Annotated in this window: 23 protein-coding genes; 14 read left to right on the top strand and 9 right to left on the bottom strand. The window is 69.3% G+C overall.

The window, feature by feature from the left end; all coding sequences use genetic code 11:
* Positions 1–177: 177 nt before the first annotated feature.
* A complete protein-coding gene (locus tag AB0E69_RS32285; protein ID WP_360154815.1) occupies positions 178–765 on the bottom strand; it encodes a TetR/AcrR family transcriptional regulator in 588 nt (195 codons plus the stop codon).
* 56 nt (positions 766–821) lie between these two features.
* Between AB0E69_RS32285 and AB0E69_RS32280 the strand changes: the two genes are divergently transcribed.
* From AB0E69_RS32280 to AB0E69_RS32260, 5 genes are read left to right on the top strand one after another with little or no spacing between them, the layout of a single operon-like run.
* On the top strand, positions 822–2,063 hold the full coding sequence (locus AB0E69_RS32280) for an acyl-CoA dehydrogenase family protein (protein ID WP_360154812.1): 1,242 nt from the start codon (positions 822–824) through the stop codon (positions 2,061–2,063).
* Positions 2,060–2,830: an SDR family NAD(P)-dependent oxidoreductase gene (locus tag AB0E69_RS32275; RefSeq protein WP_360154809.1), complete on the top strand. Its 771-nt coding sequence runs from the start codon at positions 2,060–2,062 to the stop codon at positions 2,828–2,830. Before AB0E69_RS32280 ends, AB0E69_RS32275 begins: the two co-directional genes overlap by 4 nt.
* Positions 2,827–3,876: a phosphotransferase family protein gene (locus AB0E69_RS32270; RefSeq protein ID WP_360154806.1), complete on the top strand. Its 1,050-nt coding sequence runs from the start codon at positions 2,827–2,829 to the stop codon at positions 3,874–3,876. Before AB0E69_RS32275 ends, AB0E69_RS32270 begins: the two co-directional genes overlap by 4 nt.
* Position 3,877: 1 nt before the next feature.
* Positions 3,878–4,531, top strand: a complete 654-nt coding sequence (locus AB0E69_RS32265; RefSeq protein WP_360154803.1) for a histidine phosphatase family protein — start codon at positions 3,878–3,880, stop codon at positions 4,529–4,531.
* Positions 4,532–4,570: 39 nt separating this feature from the next.
* A complete protein-coding gene (locus tag AB0E69_RS32260) occupies positions 4,571–5,518 on the top strand; it encodes an LLM class F420-dependent oxidoreductase (protein WP_360154800.1) in 948 nt (315 codons plus the stop codon).
* Here AB0E69_RS32260 and AB0E69_RS32255 read toward each other — a convergent pair.
* The 5 genes from AB0E69_RS32255 to AB0E69_RS32235 form a co-directional block, all read right to left on the bottom strand.
* Positions 5,505–6,101: a hypothetical protein gene (locus AB0E69_RS32255; protein WP_360154797.1), complete on the bottom strand. Its 597-nt coding sequence runs from the start codon at positions 6,099–6,101 to the stop codon at positions 5,505–5,507. The genes AB0E69_RS32260 and AB0E69_RS32255 overlap by 14 nt on opposite strands.
* Before the next feature lie 154 nt (positions 6,102–6,255).
* On the bottom strand, positions 6,256–6,681 hold the full coding sequence (locus tag AB0E69_RS32250; protein ID WP_360154794.1) for an MmcQ/YjbR family DNA-binding protein: 426 nt from the start codon (positions 6,679–6,681) through the stop codon (positions 6,256–6,258).
* 20 nt (positions 6,682–6,701) lie between these two features.
* Positions 6,702–7,514, bottom strand: a complete 813-nt coding sequence (locus AB0E69_RS32245) for a hypothetical protein (protein WP_360154791.1) — start codon at positions 7,512–7,514, stop codon at positions 6,702–6,704.
* Positions 7,511–9,382: a HAMP domain-containing sensor histidine kinase gene (locus AB0E69_RS32240; RefSeq protein ID WP_360154788.1), complete on the bottom strand. Its 1,872-nt coding sequence runs from the start codon at positions 9,380–9,382 to the stop codon at positions 7,511–7,513. Before AB0E69_RS32240 ends, AB0E69_RS32245 begins: the two co-directional genes overlap by 4 nt.
* Positions 9,372–10,070: a response regulator transcription factor gene (locus tag AB0E69_RS32235; RefSeq protein ID WP_360154785.1), complete on the bottom strand. Its 699-nt coding sequence runs from the start codon at positions 10,068–10,070 to the stop codon at positions 9,372–9,374. Before AB0E69_RS32235 ends, AB0E69_RS32240 begins: the two co-directional genes overlap by 11 nt.
* Positions 10,071–10,182: 112 nt before the next feature.
* Here AB0E69_RS32235 and AB0E69_RS32230 point away from each other — a divergent pair, with 112 nt between their 5' ends.
* Genes AB0E69_RS32230 through AB0E69_RS32215 form a run of 4 tightly spaced genes read left to right on the top strand, consistent with a single transcriptional unit; the run spans position 10,183 to position 14,622 of the window.
* Positions 10,183–11,232 (top strand): hypothetical protein, encoded by a 1,050-nt coding sequence (locus tag AB0E69_RS32230; RefSeq protein WP_360154782.1) that lies wholly within the window; start codon positions 10,183–10,185, stop codon positions 11,230–11,232.
* Positions 11,229–12,521: a peptidoglycan-binding protein gene (locus AB0E69_RS32225; protein ID WP_360154779.1), complete on the top strand. Its 1,293-nt coding sequence runs from the start codon at positions 11,229–11,231 to the stop codon at positions 12,519–12,521. Before AB0E69_RS32230 ends, AB0E69_RS32225 begins: the two co-directional genes overlap by 4 nt.
* The gene (locus tag AB0E69_RS32220) at positions 12,518–13,210 is read left to right on the top strand and encodes an ABC transporter ATP-binding protein (RefSeq protein WP_360154776.1); all 693 of its coding nucleotides are present in this window, start codon (positions 12,518–12,520) and stop codon (positions 13,208–13,210) included. Before AB0E69_RS32225 ends, AB0E69_RS32220 begins: the two co-directional genes overlap by 4 nt.
* On the top strand, positions 13,204–14,622 hold the full coding sequence (locus AB0E69_RS32215; protein ID WP_360154773.1) for an ABC transporter permease: 1,419 nt from the start codon (positions 13,204–13,206) through the stop codon (positions 14,620–14,622). Before AB0E69_RS32220 ends, AB0E69_RS32215 begins: the two co-directional genes overlap by 7 nt.
* Here AB0E69_RS32215 and AB0E69_RS32210 read toward each other — a convergent pair.
* The gene (locus AB0E69_RS32210; RefSeq protein WP_360154770.1) at positions 14,533–15,873 is read right to left on the bottom strand and encodes an MFS transporter; all 1,341 of its coding nucleotides are present in this window, start codon (positions 15,871–15,873) and stop codon (positions 14,533–14,535) included. The two genes, AB0E69_RS32215 and AB0E69_RS32210, sit on opposite strands and share 90 nt — an antisense overlap.
* 35 nt (positions 15,874–15,908) lie before the next feature.
* On the opposite strand from AB0E69_RS32210, the gene AB0E69_RS32205 reads away from it, so the two are divergent.
* A complete protein-coding gene (locus AB0E69_RS32205) occupies positions 15,909–16,283 on the top strand; it encodes a VOC family protein (RefSeq protein ID WP_360154767.1) in 375 nt (124 codons plus the stop codon).
* Positions 16,284–16,417: 134 nt separating this feature from the next.
* Here AB0E69_RS32205 and AB0E69_RS32200 read toward each other — a convergent pair whose 3' ends face one another.
* Positions 16,418–16,894: a DUF4188 domain-containing protein gene (locus tag AB0E69_RS32200; RefSeq protein WP_360154763.1), complete on the bottom strand. Its 477-nt coding sequence runs from the start codon at positions 16,892–16,894 to the stop codon at positions 16,418–16,420.
* A 182-nt stretch (positions 16,895–17,076) separates the two neighbouring features.
* Here AB0E69_RS32200 and AB0E69_RS32195 point away from each other — a divergent pair, with 182 nt between their 5' ends.
* Genes AB0E69_RS32195 through AB0E69_RS32185 form a run of 3 tightly spaced genes read left to right on the top strand, consistent with a single transcriptional unit; the run spans position 17,077 to position 19,468 of the window.
* Positions 17,077–17,922 (top strand): SAM-dependent methyltransferase, encoded by an 846-nt coding sequence (locus AB0E69_RS32195; RefSeq protein ID WP_360154761.1) that lies wholly within the window; start codon positions 17,077–17,079, stop codon positions 17,920–17,922.
* Between the two features lie 26 nt (positions 17,923–17,948).
* The gene (locus tag AB0E69_RS32190; protein WP_360154758.1) at positions 17,949–18,365 is read left to right on the top strand and encodes a thioesterase family protein; all 417 of its coding nucleotides are present in this window, start codon (positions 17,949–17,951) and stop codon (positions 18,363–18,365) included.
* The gene (locus tag AB0E69_RS32185; RefSeq protein ID WP_360154755.1) at positions 18,362–19,468 is read left to right on the top strand and encodes a zinc-dependent alcohol dehydrogenase family protein; all 1,107 of its coding nucleotides are present in this window, start codon (positions 18,362–18,364) and stop codon (positions 19,466–19,468) included. Before AB0E69_RS32190 ends, AB0E69_RS32185 begins: the two co-directional genes overlap by 4 nt.
* On the opposite strand, the gene AB0E69_RS32180 is transcribed toward AB0E69_RS32185, so the two are convergent.
* Positions 19,465–19,908, bottom strand: a complete 444-nt coding sequence (locus tag AB0E69_RS32180) for a YciI family protein (RefSeq protein WP_360154753.1) — start codon at positions 19,906–19,908, stop codon at positions 19,465–19,467. The genes AB0E69_RS32185 and AB0E69_RS32180 overlap by 4 nt on opposite strands.
* Positions 19,909–20,056: 148 nt before the next feature.
* Here AB0E69_RS32180 and AB0E69_RS32175 point away from each other — a divergent pair, with 148 nt between their 5' ends.
* Positions 20,057–21,514: a PPC domain-containing protein gene (locus AB0E69_RS32175; RefSeq protein ID WP_360154750.1), complete on the top strand. Its 1,458-nt coding sequence runs from the start codon at positions 20,057–20,059 to the stop codon at positions 21,512–21,514.
* The last annotated feature ends 16 nt before the right edge of the window (positions 21,515–21,530 follow it).

Raw genomic sequence — 21,530 nt, 5'->3', positions numbered from 1 at the left:
ATGGCTCCGGCCGGTAGGGCGTTCGGAGGAGGGCGCGGCGGGTCCGCTCGGGTGGCGACTCCGCGTCGCGTGTCCGGGGTGGCTGTTTGGTAGAGCGGTTCGCCGTCGCGCTAAGCCCGATGTCACCCGCGGGCGGCAGCCCGCAGCTCGCCAGCGGTGCGAGCGTGCGTGGGAGAACTACAGCTTGCGGAGGGTGTGGAGGGCTTCTATGGCGTGGGTGATGAGGGAGTCGGCGGTGTAGGGGCGGTCGTCTTCGGGGAGGCCGGACCATTCGATGGCCAGGTCCTCGGTGTAGGAGAGCCAGGCGTGGACGCGGAGGTAGTCGCGGGACGCGGGTTCGTCGGCGACGTCGGGGATGCCGAGGTAGGTGAGGACGCGTTTGGCGAGGCCGGCGCGGGTCTCGTCGTACACCTCGACCGCGTAGTCGTCGCCGCCCGCGGCGCCGCGGACGAAGGAGATGTACGCCGTCCGCCGACGCGCGATGAACGCGACGAACTGGACCAGCATCTCGCGCAGTTTCTCGTCGTCCGGCAACCTGTCGTCCGGCTTGGTGACGCGCAGCAGGCGGCGGCCGGCGGCGGAGATGACGGCGACGTAGTAGTCCCGCTTGCTCGGGAAGTAATGGAAGAGCAGGCCTCGGGAGATCCCGGCCTGCCCGGCGATGGCATCGATCGACAGCTCGTGGATCGGCTTGTCCCGCAGCATCATCAGACCGATCCGGACCAGTTGCTTCTTGCGATCCTCCGCGGTCAGTCGGTGATCCATGCTATTGAGCATTGCTTAGAAGCTGAGCTACGGTCAAGGCGAGCAGAGGAGTCTTGATGGGTTTCGAACCTTCGGACCGGGCGCAGCACTTGATTGCGCAGGTCAAGGAGTTCCTGCGCACCGAGATCGAGCCGGTCGAGGCCGAGCTGCACGCCGCGATCCGGGCGGCGGGCGACCCGTGGCAACCACAGCCGATCGTCAAGGACCTGCAGGCGAAGGCGCGCGCCGCCGGCCTGTGGAACCTGTTCCTCCCACCCCCCGAGCCCGGCAACGAGCAGTACGGCGAGGGTCTGTCCAACCTCGACTACGCCCCGATCGCGGAGCTCACCGGCCGGTCGTTCGTCGCGCCGTACATCTTCAACTGCAACGCGCCCGACACCGGCAACATGGAGGTCCTGCTCCGCTACGGCGACGACGAGCAGAAGAAGCGCTGGCTCGAACCCCTGCTGGACGGCACGATCCGCTCCGCGTTCTGCATGACCGAGCCCGGCGTCGCCTCGTCCGACGCCACGAACATGGCTGCCACCGCGAAGGTCCACGGTGACGAGGTCGTGATCAACGGCCGCAAGTGGTGGAGCACGGGCGTCGGTCACCCGGACTGTGAGCTGCTCATCTTCATGGGCCTCACCGATCCCCAGGCCCACCGGTACGGGCGCCACACCATGGTTCTCGTCCCGCGCGACACCCCGGGTGTGAAGGTCGAGCGTCTGCTCCCCGCCATGAGCCGGTACGACGAACCTCACGGCCACGGCGAGGTCTCCTTCACCGACGTCCACGTGCCCGCCTCGAACATCCTGGTCGGACCGGGCAAGGCCTTCGAGATCGCCCAAGGCCGCCTCGGCCCCGGCCGCGTGCACCACTGCATGCGCCTGGTCGGCCTGGCCGAGAAGTCCCTCGAGCTCGCGCTCCAGCGCGGCACCAGCCGGACGGCGTTCGGCAAGCCGCTGGTCAACCTCGGCGGCAACCGCGAGCGGATCGCCGACGCGCGCATCGCGATCAACCAGGCGCGGCTTCTCGTGCTGCAGACGGCGTACCTGCTCGACACCCAAGGCCTGGCCGGTGCGCTGAGCGAGGTCAGCCAGATCAAGGTCGCCGTACCGCGGATGGCGCAGGACGTGATCGACATGGCCATCCAGCTGCACGGTGGTGGCGGCCTGTCCGACGACTTCCCGCTCGCGGCGGCGTGGACGAGCGCCCGCTCGCTCCGGCTGGCCGACGGACCGGACGAGGTGCATCGTGGGGTGATCGCGAGAATCGAGCTCGCGTCGTACCTCGCCGCAGCCCAGGAGGCCAAGTGAGTCGTGTTCTCGTCACCGGCGGCGCCAGCGGTCTCGGCGCCGCGCTGGTCGCCCGGTTCGTTGCTGACGGCCACCAAGTACTGACCACCGACGTCGCCGCCGACGGCCCGGGCACCTACCTGCAGCTCGACGTCCGCAACCCCGACGATTGGGCGAAGGCCGTCAACTGGTGCGAGGAGCACTGGGACGGCCTCGACATCCTGGTCAACAACGCCGGGATCGCGCCCGGCGGCCGGATCGACGTCGAGACGCTGGACGAGTGGGACCGGGTCGTCGACATCAACCTGATGGGCGGGGTCCGCGGCTGCCGCGCGTTCACGCCCGTCTTCAAGCGGCAGCGCTCCGGCCACATCGTCAACACGGCGTCCGCGGCCGGCCTGGTCCACCCGCCGATGATGAGCTCGTACAACACGGTGAAGGCAGCGGTGGTCGCGCTCTCCGAGACGCTCTCGCACGAGCTGCACCCGTACGGCGTGACCGTGTCGGTAGTCTGCCCCTCCTTCTTCCGGACCAACCTGGCCGACTCGATCCAGGGTGAGGACAAGGCGATGGGGGTGACCGCCCGCCAGCTGATCGAGAAGTCGCCGCGCACGGCCGACGACATCGCGGTCGCGGTGCTCGCCGGGATCCGGAAGAAACAGTTCCTGATCATCCCGGACCGCCCGGCGCTGCTGGCGTGGCGCACCAAGCGGTTCGCCCGGCCGTTGTACAACCGGCAGATGCGGAAGATCGCCGAGCGCGCCCGGGTGCGGGCCGAGGCCGGATGAGCGAGGCGGCTCGCGCAGTACGGGACGAGGACGCGTTCGACGTACCGGCGATGGACGCCTGGCTGCGCGCGCAGACCGAGCTGCCGGATGGTTTGCCCGAGGTCAAGCAGTTCGCCAGCGGCGCGTCGAACCTCACCTATCTGCTCAGGTACGACGGCCACGACCTGATCCTGCGCCGTCCGCCGAAGGGAACCAAGGCGAAGAGCGCGCACGACATGGGCCGCGAGTACCGGATCCAGGCCGGCCTCAAACCGGTCTTCCGCTACGTCCCGTCGATGGTTGCCCACTGCAACGACGAGACCGTGATCGGTTCCGAGTTCTACGTGATGGAGCGTGTCGTCGGGACGATCCCCGGCCATCACGAGCTCGGCGTCGACCTCACCCCGGATCAGACCAGGAAGCTCGGCTTCACCCTCATCGACACGCTCGCCGAGCTGCACGCCGTCGATCCCTCCGCGGCCGGCCTGGAAGATCTCGGCCGCGGCGCCGGGTACGTCGAACGCCAGGTCACCGGTTGGTCCGACCGCTATCGCAAGGCCAAGACGTGGAACGTGCCCAGCTACGAGCGCGTGATGGCCTGGTTGGCCGCGAACCAGCCCGCCGACGTCCGCACCTGTGTCATCCACAACGACTTCCGGCTGGACAACGTCGTCCTCGGGCCCGACGACCCGCTCAAGGTGGTCGGCGTGCTCGATTGGGAGCTGGCGACGCTCGGCGATCCGCTGATGGACCTTGGGAGCGCACTGGCGTACTGGGTGCAGGCCGATGACGACTGGGCCTTCCGCCGGTTCCGCCTGCAGCCGTCGGACGCGCCGGGGATGCCGACCCGCGACGAGATCGTCGGGTACTACGCCGACCGGTCCGGGCTGAAGCCGGACAACTGGGCGTTCTACGAGGTGTTCGGGCTGTTCCGGCTGGCGGTGATCGCGCAGCAGATCTACTACCGCTACCACCACAAGCAGACCCGCAACCCGCGGTTCAAGAGCTTCTGGCTCCCGGTCAACCTGCTCGAGCGGCGCTGCCGCCGGATCATCCGGCAGGCCTGAGGTGGCCGTCATCTACCTGGTCCGGCACGCGCAGGCGTCGTTCGGTGCGCGCGACTACGACAACCTGTCGGCGCTCGGCGAGCAGCAGGCGCGTCGGGTCGGGGACACGCTGGCCGACGTCAAGGCCGACGTGGTGCTGTCGGGGTCGATGCGCCGGCACCGGCAGACCGCGGAGCTGGCCGGCTTCGCCGCGGAGGTCGACGCGGGGTACGACGAGTTCGACCACGAGCAGGTGATCGTCGCGCACAAACCGGCGTACCGCGTGCGGCCGGTGATGCTCGCCGACCTGGCCCGGACCGGGAACCCGAAGCGGGCGTTCCAGGACATGTTCGCGGCGGCGACCCAACGGTGGATCGACGGTGGCGACGGCTACACCGAGTCGTTCCAGGCGTTCGCGGACCGGTCCGAGGCAGCGGTACGGCGTACCGCCGAGCGGCTCGGCAAGGGGGAGACGGCCGTGGTGTTCACGTCCGGCGGGCCGATCGCGGCGGTGGTGAGCCGGCTGCTGTCCGGCGGCGACGGGCTGTGGGCGAAGCTGAACCCGGTGACGATCAACACGGCGATCACCAAGGTGGTGTCGGGGCATCGTGGGCTGACTGTGGTCAGCTACAACGAGCATGTACATGTCGGCGCCGAACTGCTCACCTACAGATAAGGACTCCTGGATGTGCCCGTGGTTGAGGAAGGCGATCTGATGCGTTGGGGTCTGACTGTTCCGTTGACCGGGGTGCCCCTGCGGGATCATCGTGCGCTGGTCGCCGAGCTGGCGTCGCTCGGGTACACCGATCTCTGGTCGGCGGAGGTGGCGGGCGCGGATGCGTTCACGCCGCTGGTGCTCGCGTCGGAGTGGGATCAGCAGTTGCGGCTGGGGACGGCCGTCGTACCGGTGCACACGCGCGGGCCGGCGGCGCTGGCGATGAGTGCTGCGGCGTTGGCGGACCTGGCGCCGGGGCGGTTCGTGCTCGGGATCGGGGCGTCGTCGGAGACGATCGTTTCAGGGTGGAACGGGATCGCCTACGATCCGCCGTACGCGCGGACCCGCGACGTACTGCGGTTCCTGCGGCAGGCGTTCGCGGGGGAGAAGGTGGACGGGTCGTTCGACAGCTTCACGATCAGCAGGTTCCGGTTGGAGAAGGCGCCGGACGTGGAGCCGGCGATCATGCTCGCGGCGCTGCGGCCGCAGATGCTCCGGCTGGCGGCGCGGGAGGCCGACGGCGCGATCACGAACTGGCTGTCGGCGGAGGACGTGCGGAAGGTGCGGGCGGAGCTCGGCCCGGACAAGGAGCTCGCGGCGCGGATCTTCGTCTGCGTCACCGAGGACGCGGAGATGGCGCGGAACATCGGGCGGTTCCTGATTGCGACGTACCTGACGGTGCCTGGGTACGCCGCCTTCCACGACTGGCTCGGCCGGGGTGCCGCGATGAAGGAGATGCGCGAGGCGTGGGCCGCGGGCGACCGCAACGCCGCGATGGCCGCAATCCCGGTCGCGCTGCTCGACGACCTGATCGTGCATGGGTCGGCGGCGGAGTGCCGCGCACACATCGACCGGTACGTCGAGAACGGGCTGGACACGCCGATCATCGCGGCGCTGCCCACCGGCACCGACCTGATCGAGACGGCTCGCTCGCTCAGCCCCCGCTGACCGAGAACGCCCGGATGCACATCGGCTCGTCACCGAGGTTGCTGACGGCAACGACTCCGCTCACCGCGGCGCCGTTCATGGTCCCGGACAGCGGGACGGCGTAGGCCAGGCTCGACCCGACCGGCGCACCGGCGACCAGCTTGGCCGGGGGCTTCAGGAAGGCCTTCATGAGAGTCGGGATCACACTCTTCGAGCTCTTACAGCCCAGCGCGGAGGCGGCGGTCACGTTGTTCGCATTCAGATCCGCCACGAACTGCTGACTCAAATTGGCCACGGCCGCGACTGGACCGATGGTCTTCGGAGGTGTGCTCTTGGGCGGCGAGCTCTTGGTAGGCGTCAGGCGATTGCTGGGTACTGGCGCTACCGAGACGACCGGCGCTGGACCCGACGCCTTGTGGTCCGATACGAGCCGATATCCCAGCAGCCCCACGGCGCCGAGCACGACCAGCACCAGCACCACGATCAGCACGATGATCAACCCGGCCCGGCTCTGCCGCGGCGGCTTCCCGTAACTGGGTGCCGAGTTGTAGTCCTGCGGCCGCGGCTGCCAGCCGTACTCCGGCCCGGACGGGGGTGAGCTCACCCGCTCAGTGTGACAGCGCGAGACGGCCGGCGTCAGCTAACGGTTCAACCACGAGGAGGCCTCGCCAGAGCATTGGCGAGGCCCCCTTCAGTGGACCCATCCCTGCGGACCGCGCTGGTGTTACACGGCTGTCCATATAGCCGACAGCTTCGTCTCAAGAGTCGAGACGGTGTTCCTTGAGCCAGGTGGTGGCACGGCGGGTCGAGGCGCGCGAGAGCCAGGCGTCCTGGATGACCTCGGTGAGCTCTTGTTTGGTGAGTTCGGGGATGCGGCTGGCTCGGATCAGGACGGACGGGTGGCCGTCGAAGTGAGGAGTGGTGAAGAAGGGGGTGGAGTCGGCGGAGAGGAGCGCGAGCTTCTCGTCTTCGGATTCGACCCAGATCATGATCACGTCGTCGTACCGCTCGCCGGTGCCGGCGTCGTACGCGTCCGGGCGGGCGGTGCGGAAGAAGACGAAGGACTTGCCGCCGACCTGGTAGACGGGCCGGTTGGTGCCGTCGTCGCGTTCCCAGACGGTGACGTGGGGCATCCCGCGGGCGATCTCGTGGACGTCCGCCACGCGGGCCTTCCTCGAAGCCATGGGGTCGAGTCTAGGGACGTCTAGCCGAGCTTGAGGGTCATCAGCCGGATGCAGAGCGGGCGGGCGGGGACGTCCATGACGGTGACGGTCCCGGTGGCCGGGTTGTGCTTGGTGGTACCGGCGAACGGGACGCTGAGCAGCTTCTCGTAGTACGGGTCGCCGCCGGGTTTGCCGAGCGCGACGGCCGGGCCGTTGACGGTCAGCTTCGTCGGGGGATCGACGGCAAGCAGGATGACGGCGGGCAGCAGCTTCTGCGTCTCCGTGCAGCCGAGCGCCGCCGCGTGCTTCTGGTCGTTGGCGTTCAGGAAGGTCAGGAACTTGGTCACCAACGCACTCGCCTCGGTCAACCTCCGGGCACCGGCCGGCGGTGTCGCCGGCGGTGTCATTGGTGGCGTGACCGGCGAGGTGGTCGACGGCTGCGACCCGGCCGGCGGACTCGAGGACACAGACGGCGCTGTCGGACCGCTCTCCTTGTCCCCACCAACAAGCCCAGGCACAACCAAAGCCCCAACCCCGACGAGCACCAGCACCGCAAACGCCGCCAGCACCACAGACAGAACCGTCCGCCCCCGCCGCGGCCCACCAGGTCCTCCCGGTCCATACCCGGGCCCACCAGGTCCGTACGCCGGCCCACCCGGTCCGTAGCCGGGTCCGCCTGGTCCGTACCCCGGTCCGCTCGGTCCACCGGAGCCGGGTCCGTACGCCGGCCCACCGGGACCACCCTGCCCGTAGCCCGGCTGGCCCGATCCGTAGCCCGGTTGGGGTGGGTAGGCGGCGGGTGGTTGTTGCCAGCCGGGGGTGGACGGGCCGGGGGTGTTGGGGGGCTGGGTCACGGGGACAGTGTGGCAGGGGAGGGGAGCCAGATCGTGAAAGTCGAGCCCGAGCCCAGGCGGCTGGTGACGGTGATCCGGCCGCCGTGAGCCTCGGCCAGGTGTTTGGTGATGGCCAGACCCAGGCCGCTCCCACCGGTGGTCCGGCTCCGGGACTGCTCCGCCCGGTAGAAGCGGTCGAACAGATGCGGGAGGTGCTCCGACGCGATCCCGCCGCCGTTGTCCGTGACGGTCAGGTTGTAGCCGTCGGCAACTCGCCGTACGCCGACCACCACGTGACCACCGGACGGCGTGTAGCGGATGGCGTTGGAGATGAGGTTGCCGAGCGCCTGACGAATGCGTGCACTGTCGACGGAGACCGGTGCAGAGTCAGGACTGTTGGAAGCCAGCGTGACGCCGGCCGCATCGGCGGCCGGTTTGTGAGCAGAGACGACCTGCTGGATGAGCTCGGACAGGTCGCGCGGACCAGGGTGTAGCCGGAGCATGCCGGCGTCGGCCAGCGCCAGGTCCTGCAGGTCCGCGACGAGATGCTCCAGCAAACCAGTCTCTTCCAACAGCGACGTGACCAGAGCGGCGTCCAGCGGTACGACGCCGTCCTCCGACGCGACCAGATACCCCTTGATGTTCGCCAGCGGCGTGCGCAGCTCGTGCGCGACGTCGCTCACCATCGCCTTCCGCTGGAAGTCGTGCCGCTGGATCGCCTCCGCCATGGCGTTGAACGCATGCCCGAGCCGCGCCACCTCATCTTTCCCCGTCACCGGCACGCGCGCCGCGTGATCCCCGTTCCGCATTCGCTGTGCCGCACCCGTCAGCGCCACGATCGGCCGCACCAACCGCCGCCCGGTGAACAACATCACCAGCGCCGCGATCAGCAACACCCCCAGCGCCGTCGCCGCGGTCCGCAACAACCCCTCGGCGGAGAACACGTTGAACGTGCTCTTCGCGCCTAGATACAGCTTCGCCTGGGGTGCGACGTACGGCGTCAGCGCCTGGACGCGAGCCTGCCGCGCGCAGTCGACGAACTTCTCGCTGAGCTCGTTCTTGGTCTTCGGCTCGACCGACTTCAGGCCGTCGATCGAGTTGACGTCGTACCTGATCCCGGCCGCGCTCAGGCACTCCGTGGCCCGGCGTACCTCGTCGTCGTTGACGATCCTGGCCTTGGCGCTCGGCGCGAACAGTCCGACCGGGGTGCACTTGTCGGTGGGCGCGGCCGTTGCCTTCTGCATCGTCCGGATCCCCGCCGTCGCGTCCTTCGACTCGACGAGCACCTGTGGCATGATGCCGTCGGCCAGGGCGACGCTCGACAGCTTGCCCTCGGCGCGATAGCAAGCCGCCGCCTTCTCGGCGAGCTTCTGGCGTCGCCGCCGCTCGTCGTCGCTCAGCCCCCAGCCGCCGTACATCACCGCGGGTGCCATCGCCGAGACGGACGAGAAGTCCTTGCTCGCGGCTACGCCGGCCTTGGGCGCGGCCCAGACCGTCTTCGAGATGCCTCCACCGACCGTGAACCCGTCCTCGCGGGCGTCGATCGTTGCCGCTGGCACCGAAGGTAGCTCGGGCGCCGCGCCCAGCATCCGGGCCGAGTCTGCGATCACCGTGCCGTTCTCGTCGGTGACCGCGATCCGCCGGCCGAGCTTGTTGGCCAGCTCGTGCACCAGCTTGTCCACCCCCGACCAGCTCGGGTGCTCCGAGGCGTACCGCGTCAGCTCGCCGTAGATCTGCCCGTCCACCTGCAGCTGCCCGGTGTTCGCGTCGATCTCGCCCTGCAGATGCTCGGAGGTGGAGTACGTCGCGATCAGCGCGGTCGCGATCACCGCCCCGAGCGCGACCGCGAGCGACAGCGCCAGGAACCGGATCAGCACGCTACGACGCATCCGACGTCACCACCTTGTCGGCGAGTTTGTAGCCCACGCCGTAGACCGTCTTCAGGTACGTCGGTACGCCGGGCTCGATTTTCTTCCGCAGGTTCATCACGTGAACGTCGATCGTCCGGTCGAACACGTAGTGGTCGAAGCCGAACGCGTGCTCGAGCAGCTGCTGCCGCGAGAACGCCCGCCCGGGTGCGGCCGCCAGGCAGGCCAGGATCTTGAACTCCGCCGGCGTCAGCTCGACCAACTCCCCCGCCAGCCGGACCTCGTGCCGCGACGGATCGATCTCCAGCTCACCGATCCGGTACACCTCGCCCTCGGCCCGGCTCTGCGTACGACGCAGTACCGTCCGGACCCGGGCCACCAGCTCGCGCGGGTTGTACGGCTTGGTCAGGTAGTCGTCGGCGCCCAGGTCGAGCCCGAGCAGCAGATCGTCCTCGGTCGACCGGGCCGTCAGCATGATGATCGGCACGTCCGCGGAGTCGGCCCGGAGCACCCGGCAGACGTCGAGACCGTCGACCTTCGGCATCATCACGTCGAGTACGAGCAGGTCAGGGCTGCGCCGGCGGGCCTCGTCGATCGCGGCCCGCCCGTCGTGGACGACGACGGTCAGATGCCCTTCCCGCTCGAGGTACCGCCGGATCAGCTCAGCCTGCTTGAGGTCGTCTTCGGCGACCAGGATCCGCGCTGGCATAGCTCTCAATGTGACTGAGGTTGATGAGAATCCGATGAAGATCGGCTGAGAGCATCGGGTGCAAACCGGTCCTTCACAGGTTCTTCACCGGCCCGGCGGCACGCTCCACGCCATGAAGAAGACATCAGCACTCGCCGTCGTCGCGGTCCTGGCGCTCGCCGGATGTGGGAACGGACAGGACAACGCTCCGGTGGGCGGGGACCAGCAGGGCGACAAGAGCCCGCTCGCGGAGTACATGGGCGAGGGGTTCTCCAGCTCCGGTGGCATGTTCCGCGTCACCCGGGCCAGTGGCGGGCGGCAGCCGTCCGAGGAGGAGCTGGCCAAGCAGCGGAAGGTCGAGGACGCCACCGCGGCCTGTATGAAGACGGCCGGGTTCGAGTACGTCGCCGTACCGCCGGAGCAGAATGCGAAGAGCAAGTTCAGCGACGCGTTCAACCTGCCGCCGGACAAGTTCGCCGAGCAGTACGGGTACGGCATCAGCACGATCGACTGGTCGAAGGCCGGCCAGGACGACTCCGACCCGAACACGAAGATCCGCAATGCCCTCTCACCGGCTGCGCAGAAGGCGTACGACAAGGCGCTGAACGGCCCGAACGCCGGCCCGAACGGCTCGGTGGTGGCACTCCCGGCCGACGGCGGCAAGGCCACCAACTCCGGGAAGCTGGACCTCGGCTGCCGGGGCAAGGCGGTCGAGCAGGTCTACGGCAAGGGTCAGGACCGGGCCGCCGACTTCAAGAAGTTCGACAGCCTGTTCAAGGACCTCGAGGCGCTGTCCAAGCAGATCGAGGCCGACCCGGGCGTCGTGGCCGCGACCACCGCGTGGTCCGACTGCCTGGCCGACGCGGGGCACGCCGGGTTCAAGAAGGTCGACGACCCGCGGCAGCAGGTACAGACCAAGCTGGACACGCTGACCGGCACCACGCCGCCGGTCAAGGGCAAGGGCAAGGCGCTGATCGGACCGCCGTCGTTCGACAAGGTCGACTCGGCGAAGCTGGCCGACCTGCGCAAGTTCGAGATCGCCCTCGCGGTCGCCGATCAGAAGTGCAAGAAGGAGAAGTTCGACGACGCGTACAAGAAGGTGCAGTACGCAGCGGAGAAGGAGTTCGTCACCCAGCACAAGACCGAGCTCGAGGCCTACCGCGACGAGATGGCGAACCGGTGAGCGCTACGCCCAAGTCCCGGCGCCGGGTCCTGGTCGGAGTCTCCGCAGTGGCCGCGGTCTCGCTCGGTATCGGCGTGGCCGCGGGCAGCCGGATCACTTCGCCGGAGGACGCCGCCGCCAAGACCGGCCCGCCGAAGGCATCCCAGATCACCGTGCCGGTGGAGAAGAAGGCGCTGTCCAGCAAGGTGGTCGGCCGGGGTGACGCGTCCTTCGACGGCGCGGTGAACATCCGGGTCGAGACCAGCGGGATGAGCACCCCGCCGATCGTGACCGGGAAGGTCCCTGCGGTCGGCTCGACGATCACCGAGGGGAAGGCGTTGCTGGAGATCACCGGGCGCCCGGTGATCGGGTTGGCCGGCGTCCTGCCGATGTACCGCGCGTTGTCGCCGGGCAGCAAGGGTCCCGACGTACTGCAGCTCGAGCAGACGCTGGACCGGCTCGGGCTGGACCCGGGGACGGTGGACGACGAGTACACGCTGGACACTTCGGCGGCCGTCGAGCGGCTCTACGAGAAGGCCGGGTACGAGGCGCCCGAGCCGGACAAGCAGCTCACGCAACAGGTCGACGCCGCGAAGCATCAGGTGGACGCGGCGAAGAAGCAGCTCCGGCAGGCGGAGTCCCAGCTCAAGGCGGCGAAGACGGCCCATGCGAAGGACACCTCAGTCCAACAAGGTGCCGTCGACGACGCGGAGCAGAACCTCGCAGACGCCCAGGAGGCGTTGGGCGAGGCGAAGTTCAAGGCCGGTACGCCGCTGCCGGTGTCGGAGGTCGTCTACGTAAAGACGCTGCCGCGCCGGGTCGACGACGTGAAGGTCGAGCGCGGCGGGACGGTCAACGGCGTGGTGATGTCGGCGAGCGGTGCGTCGCTGGTCGTGACGCTCAAGGTCGACGCGGCGACCGCGCAGCGGCTGAAGGCGGGGATGGCGGCGGCGCTCGAGCTCGACGGTACGACGATCGCCGCGAAAGTGCTGCGGGTCGCGAAGAGCGGCACCCAGTACAACGTGGTGGTCGCGCCGAAGACGCTGACCGCGAGTCAGCTCGCGCTGCTCCGGGACGCGAACGTGCGGGTGACGATCCCGGTGAAGAGCACGGCGGGCAAGGTTCTCGCCGTACCGGTGGCCGCGTTGTCGTCCGGTTCCGACGGTGGGTCGCGGGTCGAGGTACTGCGGAACGGGAAGGTCGAGCTGGTCCCGGTCAAGGTAGGGCTGACGGCGGACGGGTTCGCGCAGGTCACGCCGGCGGGGGACGCCACGCTGGCCGAGGGCGATCAGGTGGTGGTCGGGCGATGAGTGCGACTGCTGTGGCGTTGCCCGGGCCGGTGGTGGAGATGATCGGCGTCCGGCGGTTCTTCCCCGGGCCGCCTGAGGTGCAGGCGATCAACGGGGTGGATCTGACGATCGGGCAGGGGGAGTACCTGTCGATCGTCGGGCCGTCCGGCTCGGGGAAGTCGACGTTGCTGCACCTGCTCGGGTTGCTGGACAACCCGACCGGCGGGGTCTACCGGCTCGACGGCGTGGACACGATGAGCCTGCGGGAGCGGCGCCGGGCGGTGCTGCGGGGGGAGCGGATCGGGTTCGTCTTCCAGTCCTTCCACCTGCTCGATCACCGCACCGTGCTGGAGAACGTCGCGCTCTCGATGGTGTACGTCGGGGTGCCGCGGCGGCAGCGTCTCGCTCGCGCGCGGGTGGCGCTGGAGCGGGTTGGGCTCGCGCACCGGATGGAGTTCGCGCCGACCACGCTGTCGGGCGGCGAGCGGCAGCGGGTCGCCATCGCGCGGGCGCTGGTCGCGGAGCCCAGCCTGCTGCTGGCCGACGAACCGACCGGAAACCTGGACACAGCCAACGCGGAGGCGATCCTGCAAGTGTTCGACGAACTGCACTCCGAGGGGATGACGCTGGCCGTCATCACCCACGACGACAACGTCAGCCGCCGCGCGCAGCGCCAGGTCCGCATCGTCGACGGGACCCTCCAGTGGTAACCCAAGCAGGCCCCCCGGATCCCGCCGGCGGGCCGTCCACCAACCAGCGCAGTCGCCGTCGGCGCCGGTTCCGGCCGCGGCTGCTGCTGGCCGGGCTTGTGCGCCGTGCATCCACCACCAGCTCTGCCACCAGCTCTGCCACCAGCCCTGCCACCGGTTCCGCCACCAGCCCTGCCACCGGCTCCGCCCGCCCGCGCCGGTCGCGGCTGAGATCTGGGCCGGCTTTGCGGGACGTGCTGGACGAGGCGTTGGCCGGGGTGGCGGCTCGTCCTACCCGGCTCATCCTCACCACCCTCGGGACTGTGCTGGGGGTTGCTGCGCTGGTGGGGACTGTCGGGCTGGGGCAGACGGCGGCCGGGCAGATCACGCAGCGGTTCGACCTGGCCGCTGCCACGCGGGTAGTCGTACAGCCGGATGACGAAGGCGGGCAAGAGGGGGAGGCGGCTACGCAACTCCCATGGGATGCGCCGGAGCGTGTGAAGCGGTTGAACGGGGTCGACGCGGCGGGCACCGTCAGCAACCTCGACATCGGCGACGACCTGGTGCAGAACGTCACCGGTCCGGACGACGGCCAGGGCAAGGCTCTGCGGGTAATGGCTGGTTCGGCCGGGCTCTGGGACGCAGTACGCGCGGTGCTCAAGACCGGCCGGTTCTTCGACGCCGGGCACGACCAGCGCGCCGACAAAGTCGTTGTCCTCGGCAAGCATGCGGCCGAGCGGCTCGGCATCAACCGGGTCGACTCCCAGCCGGCGGTGTTCATCGGCGACCAGCCCTACACCGTGATCGGCATCCTCGACTCCGTCTCCGGCCGCGCCGAGCTGAACGACGCCGTGATCATGCCGAACGGCACCGCCGAGGACGCCTACAAGCTGGAGTCACCCGACGCGCTCGAGATCCGGACCGCCGTCGGCGCCGCCCAGTTGATCGCCGGCCAGGCCCCGATCGCGATCCAGCCGAACGACCCCAGCACGCTCCGCGTCGACGCCCCACCGAAACAAGGCGCCGTCCGCAAGGGTGTCGAGTCCGACCTCAACGCACTGTTCCTGCTCCTTGGCGCGGTGGCGCTCCTCATCGGCGGCCTCGGGATCGCGAACGTCACGCTGCTGTCCGTCCTCGAACGGATCTCGGAGATTGGTCTCCGCCGGGCCCTGGGCGCCGCGCGACGACACATCGCCCTCCAGTTTCTGGTGGAGAGCGTGATCGTCGGCTTCCTCGGCGGCCTGCTCGGTACCGCGGTCGGCGTCATCCTCACCGTGTCGGTGTCCTGGGTCCGCGACTGGACCCCGATCCTGGACAACCGGCTCGCGTTCGGCTCACCCTTCCTAGGTGCGTTCATCGGCCTGGTCGCCGGCACGTATCCCGCCTGGAAGGCCTCCGCGATCCAGCCGATCACCGCGCTTCGCGGCACCTGAGCTGAGCCGTCCGTAGACCAGAGCACTGGCCGCAAACCCGATCACGATGAAGGCAAGGACCGGGTACGACTTCCCGTTGTCGGGCAGGATCACCGCGCCGAGCGCGGCCGCGGAGACCTGCCCGACGTTGAAGATCATGTCGTACAGCGAGAACACCCGGCCGCGGTACACGTCGTCGACACGCGTCTGCACGAGCGTGTCGACGCTGATCTTCACGCCCTGCGCACAGAACCCGGTCAGCAGCCCACCGGCCACCAGCGCGGGCTGCGTGTACAGGCCGATCGGTACGGCGCTCACCACCGCCGCGGCCGCGAACAGCAGAGTGATCCACTGGTGCAGCGACATCACCCGCGTAGCCCACGGCGTGACCAGCGCGGCGATGAACAGCCCCGCACCGACCGCACCGGTCGCGATGGCCAGCCCACCGAACGCCTGGTTGAGCTGGCCGGGGCCGTAGAAGTAGTTGCGGTAGAGCAGGATCATCTCGACCGTCATCAGCCCGAAGAAGAACCGCAGCGAGCCGATCGCCGCCAGACCGAGTGCCGCCTCGCGCCGCTCCTTCAGGTGCCGGCCGCCGTCGACCAGGCCGGTCGCGATGGACCGCAGCGCTTCGGCCAGCCCGGGTTCGTCACCCTTCAGGTCCGGTCCGAGCTGGTCGCGTCGCAGCCGCAGCGCGAGGAAGGCTGCGGCGGTGTAGACGACCACGGTCAGCCCGAGTACGACCAGGTCCGAGTCGGCGATCAGTTTCACTCCCGCGCCGACGCCGCCGCCGATGAGGAAGGACGCCGTACCGCAGGTCGGTGTGACGGCGTTCGCCATCACCAGTTCGTCGCGCTCAACCACGTGCGGGAGTCCGGCGGACAGGCCGGACAGGAGGAAGCGGTTCACTCCGAGTGTCAGCAGTACGGCGAGATAGAAGGGGACGCCGGCGTTGCCGATCGCGACAACCGAGCCGACCGCGATCACGAGCACGGCCCTGGTCAGATTGGCGGCGAAGAGAATCTGCCGGCGGGACCACCGGTCGAGCAGCACGCCGGTGAACGGGCCGAGGATCGAGTACGGCAGCAGGGACACCGCGAACAGTCCGGCGATCGCAGCCGCGTCAGGTGCGCGCTCGGGCGAGAACAGCACGTACGACGCCAGCGCGACCTGGAACACGCCGTCGCCGAACTGTGACGTCAGCCGGACCGCGAACAGCCGCCGGAAGTCGCGTCGCTGCAGCAGCGTCCACAGATCACGGATGAACCGCACGCCTGCACTGTAACCGCCGGACATGTCGAGAGCGGATGGCTGGCTCCGACGTACCGGGCATGGAGAGCAAGCACCCGGCATGGGTCGACATCACCGCGACGGACGGCGCCTCGGCGCGGGCGTTCTACGCCGAGCTGTTCGGCTGGAAGCTGCAGTTGCTGGAGGGCGCCAACTACGCGCTCGTCCAGCCTGGACCTGGCACGCTGCCGGGCGGCATCGGCGAGGCTTCCCCGACGCAGGCGGTCGGCATCGTCACGTACTTCTCCGTCGGTGACGTGGAGAAGACGCTGGCGCGCGCGGTGGAGCTCGGCGCCACGGTCGACACGCCCCTGTGGACCGTGCCCGGCCTGGGCACGATGGCGATCTTCCGCGACCACGACAACAACCGCATCGGCCTCTGGTCCGACTAACCCCGGCCGGTCCGCCCCCGCCCAAACGAGCCACTGCCCAGGCCCCAGCGCTGCCCGGGGGAGGCGCTGCCCGGAGGAGCCGCTGCTCGGCGGTGGCGCTGCCCGGCCGCTTCTGCTTGCGCGGTCGCGGCTGGTTAGTTGTGGCCGAGGCGTTCGGCGGCGGTGTCGCCGCGTTTGCCGACGGGTTCGACGCCGGCGATCCGGCCGAGGCCGAACAGCGGCATGTTGCCGTAGATCGTCTCGGTGTTGCCGGCTGGCACGACGTACGTCTCGTGCCAGATCCCGACCGCGCCGCCCTTGAACGAGTTCCGGAAGAAGTCCACCCAGGCCGGCCGGTGCTTGCGACCGGTGTCGCCGGCGAACGCCTGCAGCTTCTCCACCGACTCCCAGTACTGGATCAGGGTGACCCCTCGCCACGTCGGCAGCGTACGGAACCCGAGCAGCCCGCTCTCCTTGTCCTTCATCAGCTCCTGCAGCATCGGACCCATCGCCCGCACGACCGGCAGCCACTCCCGCACCTTCCGTACGGAGTTCACCCGCATCCCGATCAGGAAGACCACGACTTCCCGGTCGAATGCCGCTGTCTGCCGCCCCACGATCACGTCACCCATGACGTCCCCTCTCCCTCATCAGACAGTGTCAATTCAATCCTGCGTAAAGGCCACCGGCGGACGCGCCCGAGCCAGTGGCAGCGGCCTCGTGAAGCGGTAGGGTCAAGCTGCCGGTGTTACGCACGGTTGTGCGCCGGTTACGATGGTTTTCGGTGCCGAGCAGTAGCGCGGATGGGACATTCATGACTGAATCGCAGGACCCCGAGGTCGACGCCCGGATGTACGAGCAGCTCAAGCTCGACCGACCGCACGGGGCCCGGGTCTACGACTACTTCCTCGGCGGCAAGGACAACTTCGCGATCGACCGCCAGGCCGCCGAGCACCTGCTCCAGGCGTTCCCGGGGTTCCGCACCGCCGCCCTGTCGAACCGGATGTGGATGCACCGGGCCGCGAGGTACGCGGCCGAGCAGGGCATCACCCAGTTCCTCGACATCGGCACCGGCATCCCGACCAGCCCGAACCTGCACGAGGTGGTCCAGGAGATCGTCCCGTCGGCGCACGTCGTGTACGCCGACAACGACCCGATCGTGCTCGCCCACTCGCGGGCGCTGCTGGTCAGCAACCCCGAGGGCAGGACGGCGTACCTCGAGGCCGACGTCACCGAACCGCAGGCGATCCTCGACTCCGACGAGGTCAAGGAGCTCATCGACTTCAGCAAGCCGGTCGCGCTCAGCATCGTCGGTGTCTTCCACTACCTGCCGGACTACCTCAAGCCGTACGACCTGGTCGCCCAGCTCGTCGAGCCACTGGCCCCCGGGTCGCTGCTGATCTTCTCGCACTGCACGCCGGACTTCGCGCCGGACCTGTGGGAGCGGGCGATGATGGTCTACAAGGCCGACGGTGGCGACGCGCAGGTCCGCAGCCACGAGGAGGTCTCCCGCTTCTTCGAGGGCCTCGAGCTGGTCGAGCCTGGCATCGTCTCGCCGTTCCGGTGGTACCCGGACGAGGAGACCAACCGCCTGGTGGAGAAGGGCGAGTTCACCGACATCATGTGCAGCCTCTGGGTCGGAGTCGGCCGCAAGCCGTAACCGAGACACCCCCTTAAGGTGGGCGGATGGACCGTGGCGCGTATCCGCACTACCTGACGATCACCCTGCGGTGGAAGGACAACGACGTCTACGGTCACGTCAACAACGTCGAGTACTACAGCTTCTTCGACACCGTGATCAACGACTTCCTGATCCGGGCCGGTGGGCTGGACATCCTCGGCGGTGACGTGATCGGGCTGTGCGTGGACTCGCAGTGCACGTTCAAGCAGCCACTCGAGTTCCCGGGGGTGGTCGACGCCGGTCTGCGCGTCGGCCGGCTCGGCAACTCGAGCGTTCGCTACGAGATTGCCCTCTTCCGCGAGGGCGCCGATGAACCCGCCGCCACCGGTCGCTTCGTCCACGTCTTCGTCACCCGGGCCGACCGCCGCCCGGTCCCGGTTCCGGACCCCATCCGCACCGCGCTCGAGGGGATCACCGGATGATCGTGCGTGGCGCCGTACTGCGGGAGATGGGTCTGGCCCGCCCGTACGCCGAGTCGCAACCACTACGGATCGAAGAAGTCGAACTGGCTCCGCCCGGACCTGGTGAGTTGCTGATCCGGATTCGCGCCGCCGGCCTCTGTCACTCGGACCTCTCGGTCATCGACGGCTCGCGGCCGCGGGTGATGCCGATGCTGCTCGGCCATGAGGCAACCGGCGAGGTGATCCAGTCCGAGTCTCCCGGCTTCGCGCCGGGTGACGTGGTTGCCTGCGCGTTCGTCCCAGCCTGCGGCGCCTGCGCGCCCTGCGCTGACGGTCGCCCCGCCCTCTGCGAACCCGGCGCCACCGCCAACACCGCCGGCACTCTGCTGTCCGGGAGCCGCCGCCTGGACGGCGTGCATCACCACCTCGGCGTATCCGGCTTCGCGGATCACGCCGTCGTGTCCGCACGGTCGGTCGTGAAGATCGACCCAGCCCTGCCGCCGGAGATCGCGGCGTTGTTCGGCTGTGCGGTGATGACCGGCGTCGGGGCGGTCGTCAACACCGCACAGGTCCGCGCGGGGCGGAGCGCGGTGGTGTTCGGTCTCGGCGGCGTCGGCCTCTCCGCGCTCCTCGGCACCGTCCTCGCCGGCGCACATCCGATCTTCGCGGTGGACGTCGTCCCGTCGAAGCTCGCCCTGGCTCAGTCGCTCGGCGCGACCGTCGCTATCGACGGACGTGACCTCGACGCCGTCGACCAGGTGCGAGCCGCTACCGGCGGCGGAGCGGAGTACGCGTTCGAGACGGTCGGGAGCGCCAAGGTGCTCGAGCAGGCGTACGCCGCCACCCGGCGGGGCGGCACTACTGTCACCGTCGGCCTGCCGCACCCGTCGCAGTCGTTCAGCATCCCCGCGGTCAGCCTCGTCGCCGAGGAACGCACGCTCAAGGGTTCGTACCTCGGCTCGTCGGTCCCGTCCCGCGACATCCCCCGGTACGTCGCCCTCTACCAAGCCGGGCGGCTCCCGGTCGACCAGCTGCTGACCGCGACCGTCGGGCTGGACGACCTGAACCAGGCCTTCGACGACCTGGCCGCGGGCAGCACGATCCGCCAGGTGCTCGTCTTCTAGAAGCTGGTCTTCTTGAGGTTGTCCGCGGCCTTCTGGAACGACTGCTCGCTGCGGGCCCGCGCCTCGGGCGTGTACTCGTCGCCGAAGTCCTCCGCGGTCTGGATCGGCCGGATCTCCAGCTGACCCGACTGCCCTCCGTCGGCCATCACGCACCGCCAGCCCCACTCGATCGCCTCCTCGCGGGACGCGACCTCGATCAGGCAGAACCCGGCGATCAGCTCCTTGGTCTCCGCGAACGGACCGTCGATCACCCGGCGCTTGCCCGCCTCGTTCGACAGCCGGAAGCCCTCCGAGCTCGGCCGCAGCCCGTCGCCCGCGAGCAGGACGCCCTTCTCGGCCATCTCGGCCATCACCAGGCCCATCGCGGTCAGGCTCTGCTCGCTCGGCGACACTCCCGCCTCGGACTCTTCGCTGGCCTTGAACACCATCATGAACCGCATCGCGGCCTCCGTAAGTCGGCGTTAAATCGCGAGACGAATCTAGACCGGAAGCGGTTCGTTCGGGCAGTCTACGCACAGTGCGCCCCTGCACACCGCCCGTGTTTGTGTCAAGTGAGGCACGCCCGGAGTCCCCGAGGAGGACCCCTTCATGCCATCCCGCCCCCGCCGCATCGCCGCCCTCGCGAGCGCCGGCGCCCTGGCCTTCGGCGTTGTCGCCGTCGTGGCCGGAAACCAGGCCGACGCCCAGCAGTCCGCGCGGCCGCCCGCTCCGCCCTCGATCGACCAGCTGCTCGGCCAGGACCTGCAGGGCAAGGTTGCGCTCGGCCGGATCCAGTCCCGGATCGCCGAGCTCGCCGACCGCAACGGCATGAACGCCGACCGGTTGCAGAAGATCCTCGCCACCGACAAGGCCAGCTGGCTGGACCGGGACGGCAAGCTCTTCTACCGCGAACCGGCCGCCACGAAGGCCGAACGCCGGACTTCCGCCGCTGCCTCGCCGCGCTGGGCGACCCGCGCGGTCGCCGGCGCGACCGGTCCGGCCTTCCAACTGCACAGCAAGCCCGGCTCGAACCGTGTCATCTACCTCGACTTCGACGGTCAGACCATCACCGGCACGGCGTGGAACACCGGCGGCAAGCCGGCCACCGTCAACGTCACGCCGTACGACACCGATGGCAACACCAGCAGCTGGAGCACGGCCGAGCAGGACGTCGTCCGGGACGTGTGGGCCAGGGTCGCCGAGGACTACGCGCCGTTCGACGTCGACGTGACCACGCAGGAGCCGGCCGCCGCGGCGATCACCCGGTCCGGCTCGTCCGACCAGCAGTACGGCACGCGCGTCCTGATCGACCCGACGAGCTGGTACCAGTCCGGCTGCGGGTGCGGCGGCGTCGCGTACGTCGGGGTGTACGACAACACCAGCCAGCACTCGTACTACCAACCGGCGCTCGTGTTCACCAAGGGCGTCGGCACCGGCGCGAAGAACATCGCCGAGGCGGCCGCCCACGAGGCCGGGCACAACGTCGGCCTGAGCCACGACGGCACCGCGTCGGTCGGGTACTACGCGGGCCACGGCGCGTGGGCTCCGATCATGGGCGTCGGCTACTCCAAGGCGATCAGCCAGTGGAGCAAGGGCGAGTACTCCGGGGCCAACAACAAGGAAGACGACTTCGCGGTGATGGGCCAGAACGGCCTGGCGCTGCGGGCCGACGACCACGGCAACGGCACCACCGACGCGACCGCGCTGACGCTCGGCACCGCGGTGCCCGGGATCTACGCGGACGACGCGGATGTCGACACCTTCCGGATCGATCTGTCCGCCGGCACCTTCACCTTCGCGGCGAGCGCGGCGACGTCCGGTGCAGACCTGGACATCAAGCTCTCGCTGCTGAACTCGTCCGGCGCGGTCGTCGCAACGGCGGACCCGGCGTCCGGCCAGTCGAACTCGGCCACGCCGACCGGACTGAGCGCCAGCATCAGCCGGCAGGTCACCGCGGGTCGCTACTACCTGCGGGTCGAGAACACCGGCTACGCCAACCCGCTCAACACCGGCTACTCGACGTACGGCAGCCGCGGGGCCTACTCGGTCCGCGTCACGAACGGCTGAGCCGTGCGCCGGCCGC

The organism is Kribbella sp. NPDC026611, from assembly GCF_040638345.1.
In the GTDB taxonomy this organism is placed as follows: Bacteria; Actinomycetota; Actinomycetes; order Propionibacteriales; family Kribbellaceae; genus Kribbella.
This window is presented reverse-complemented; position numbering and strand designations above follow the sequence as displayed.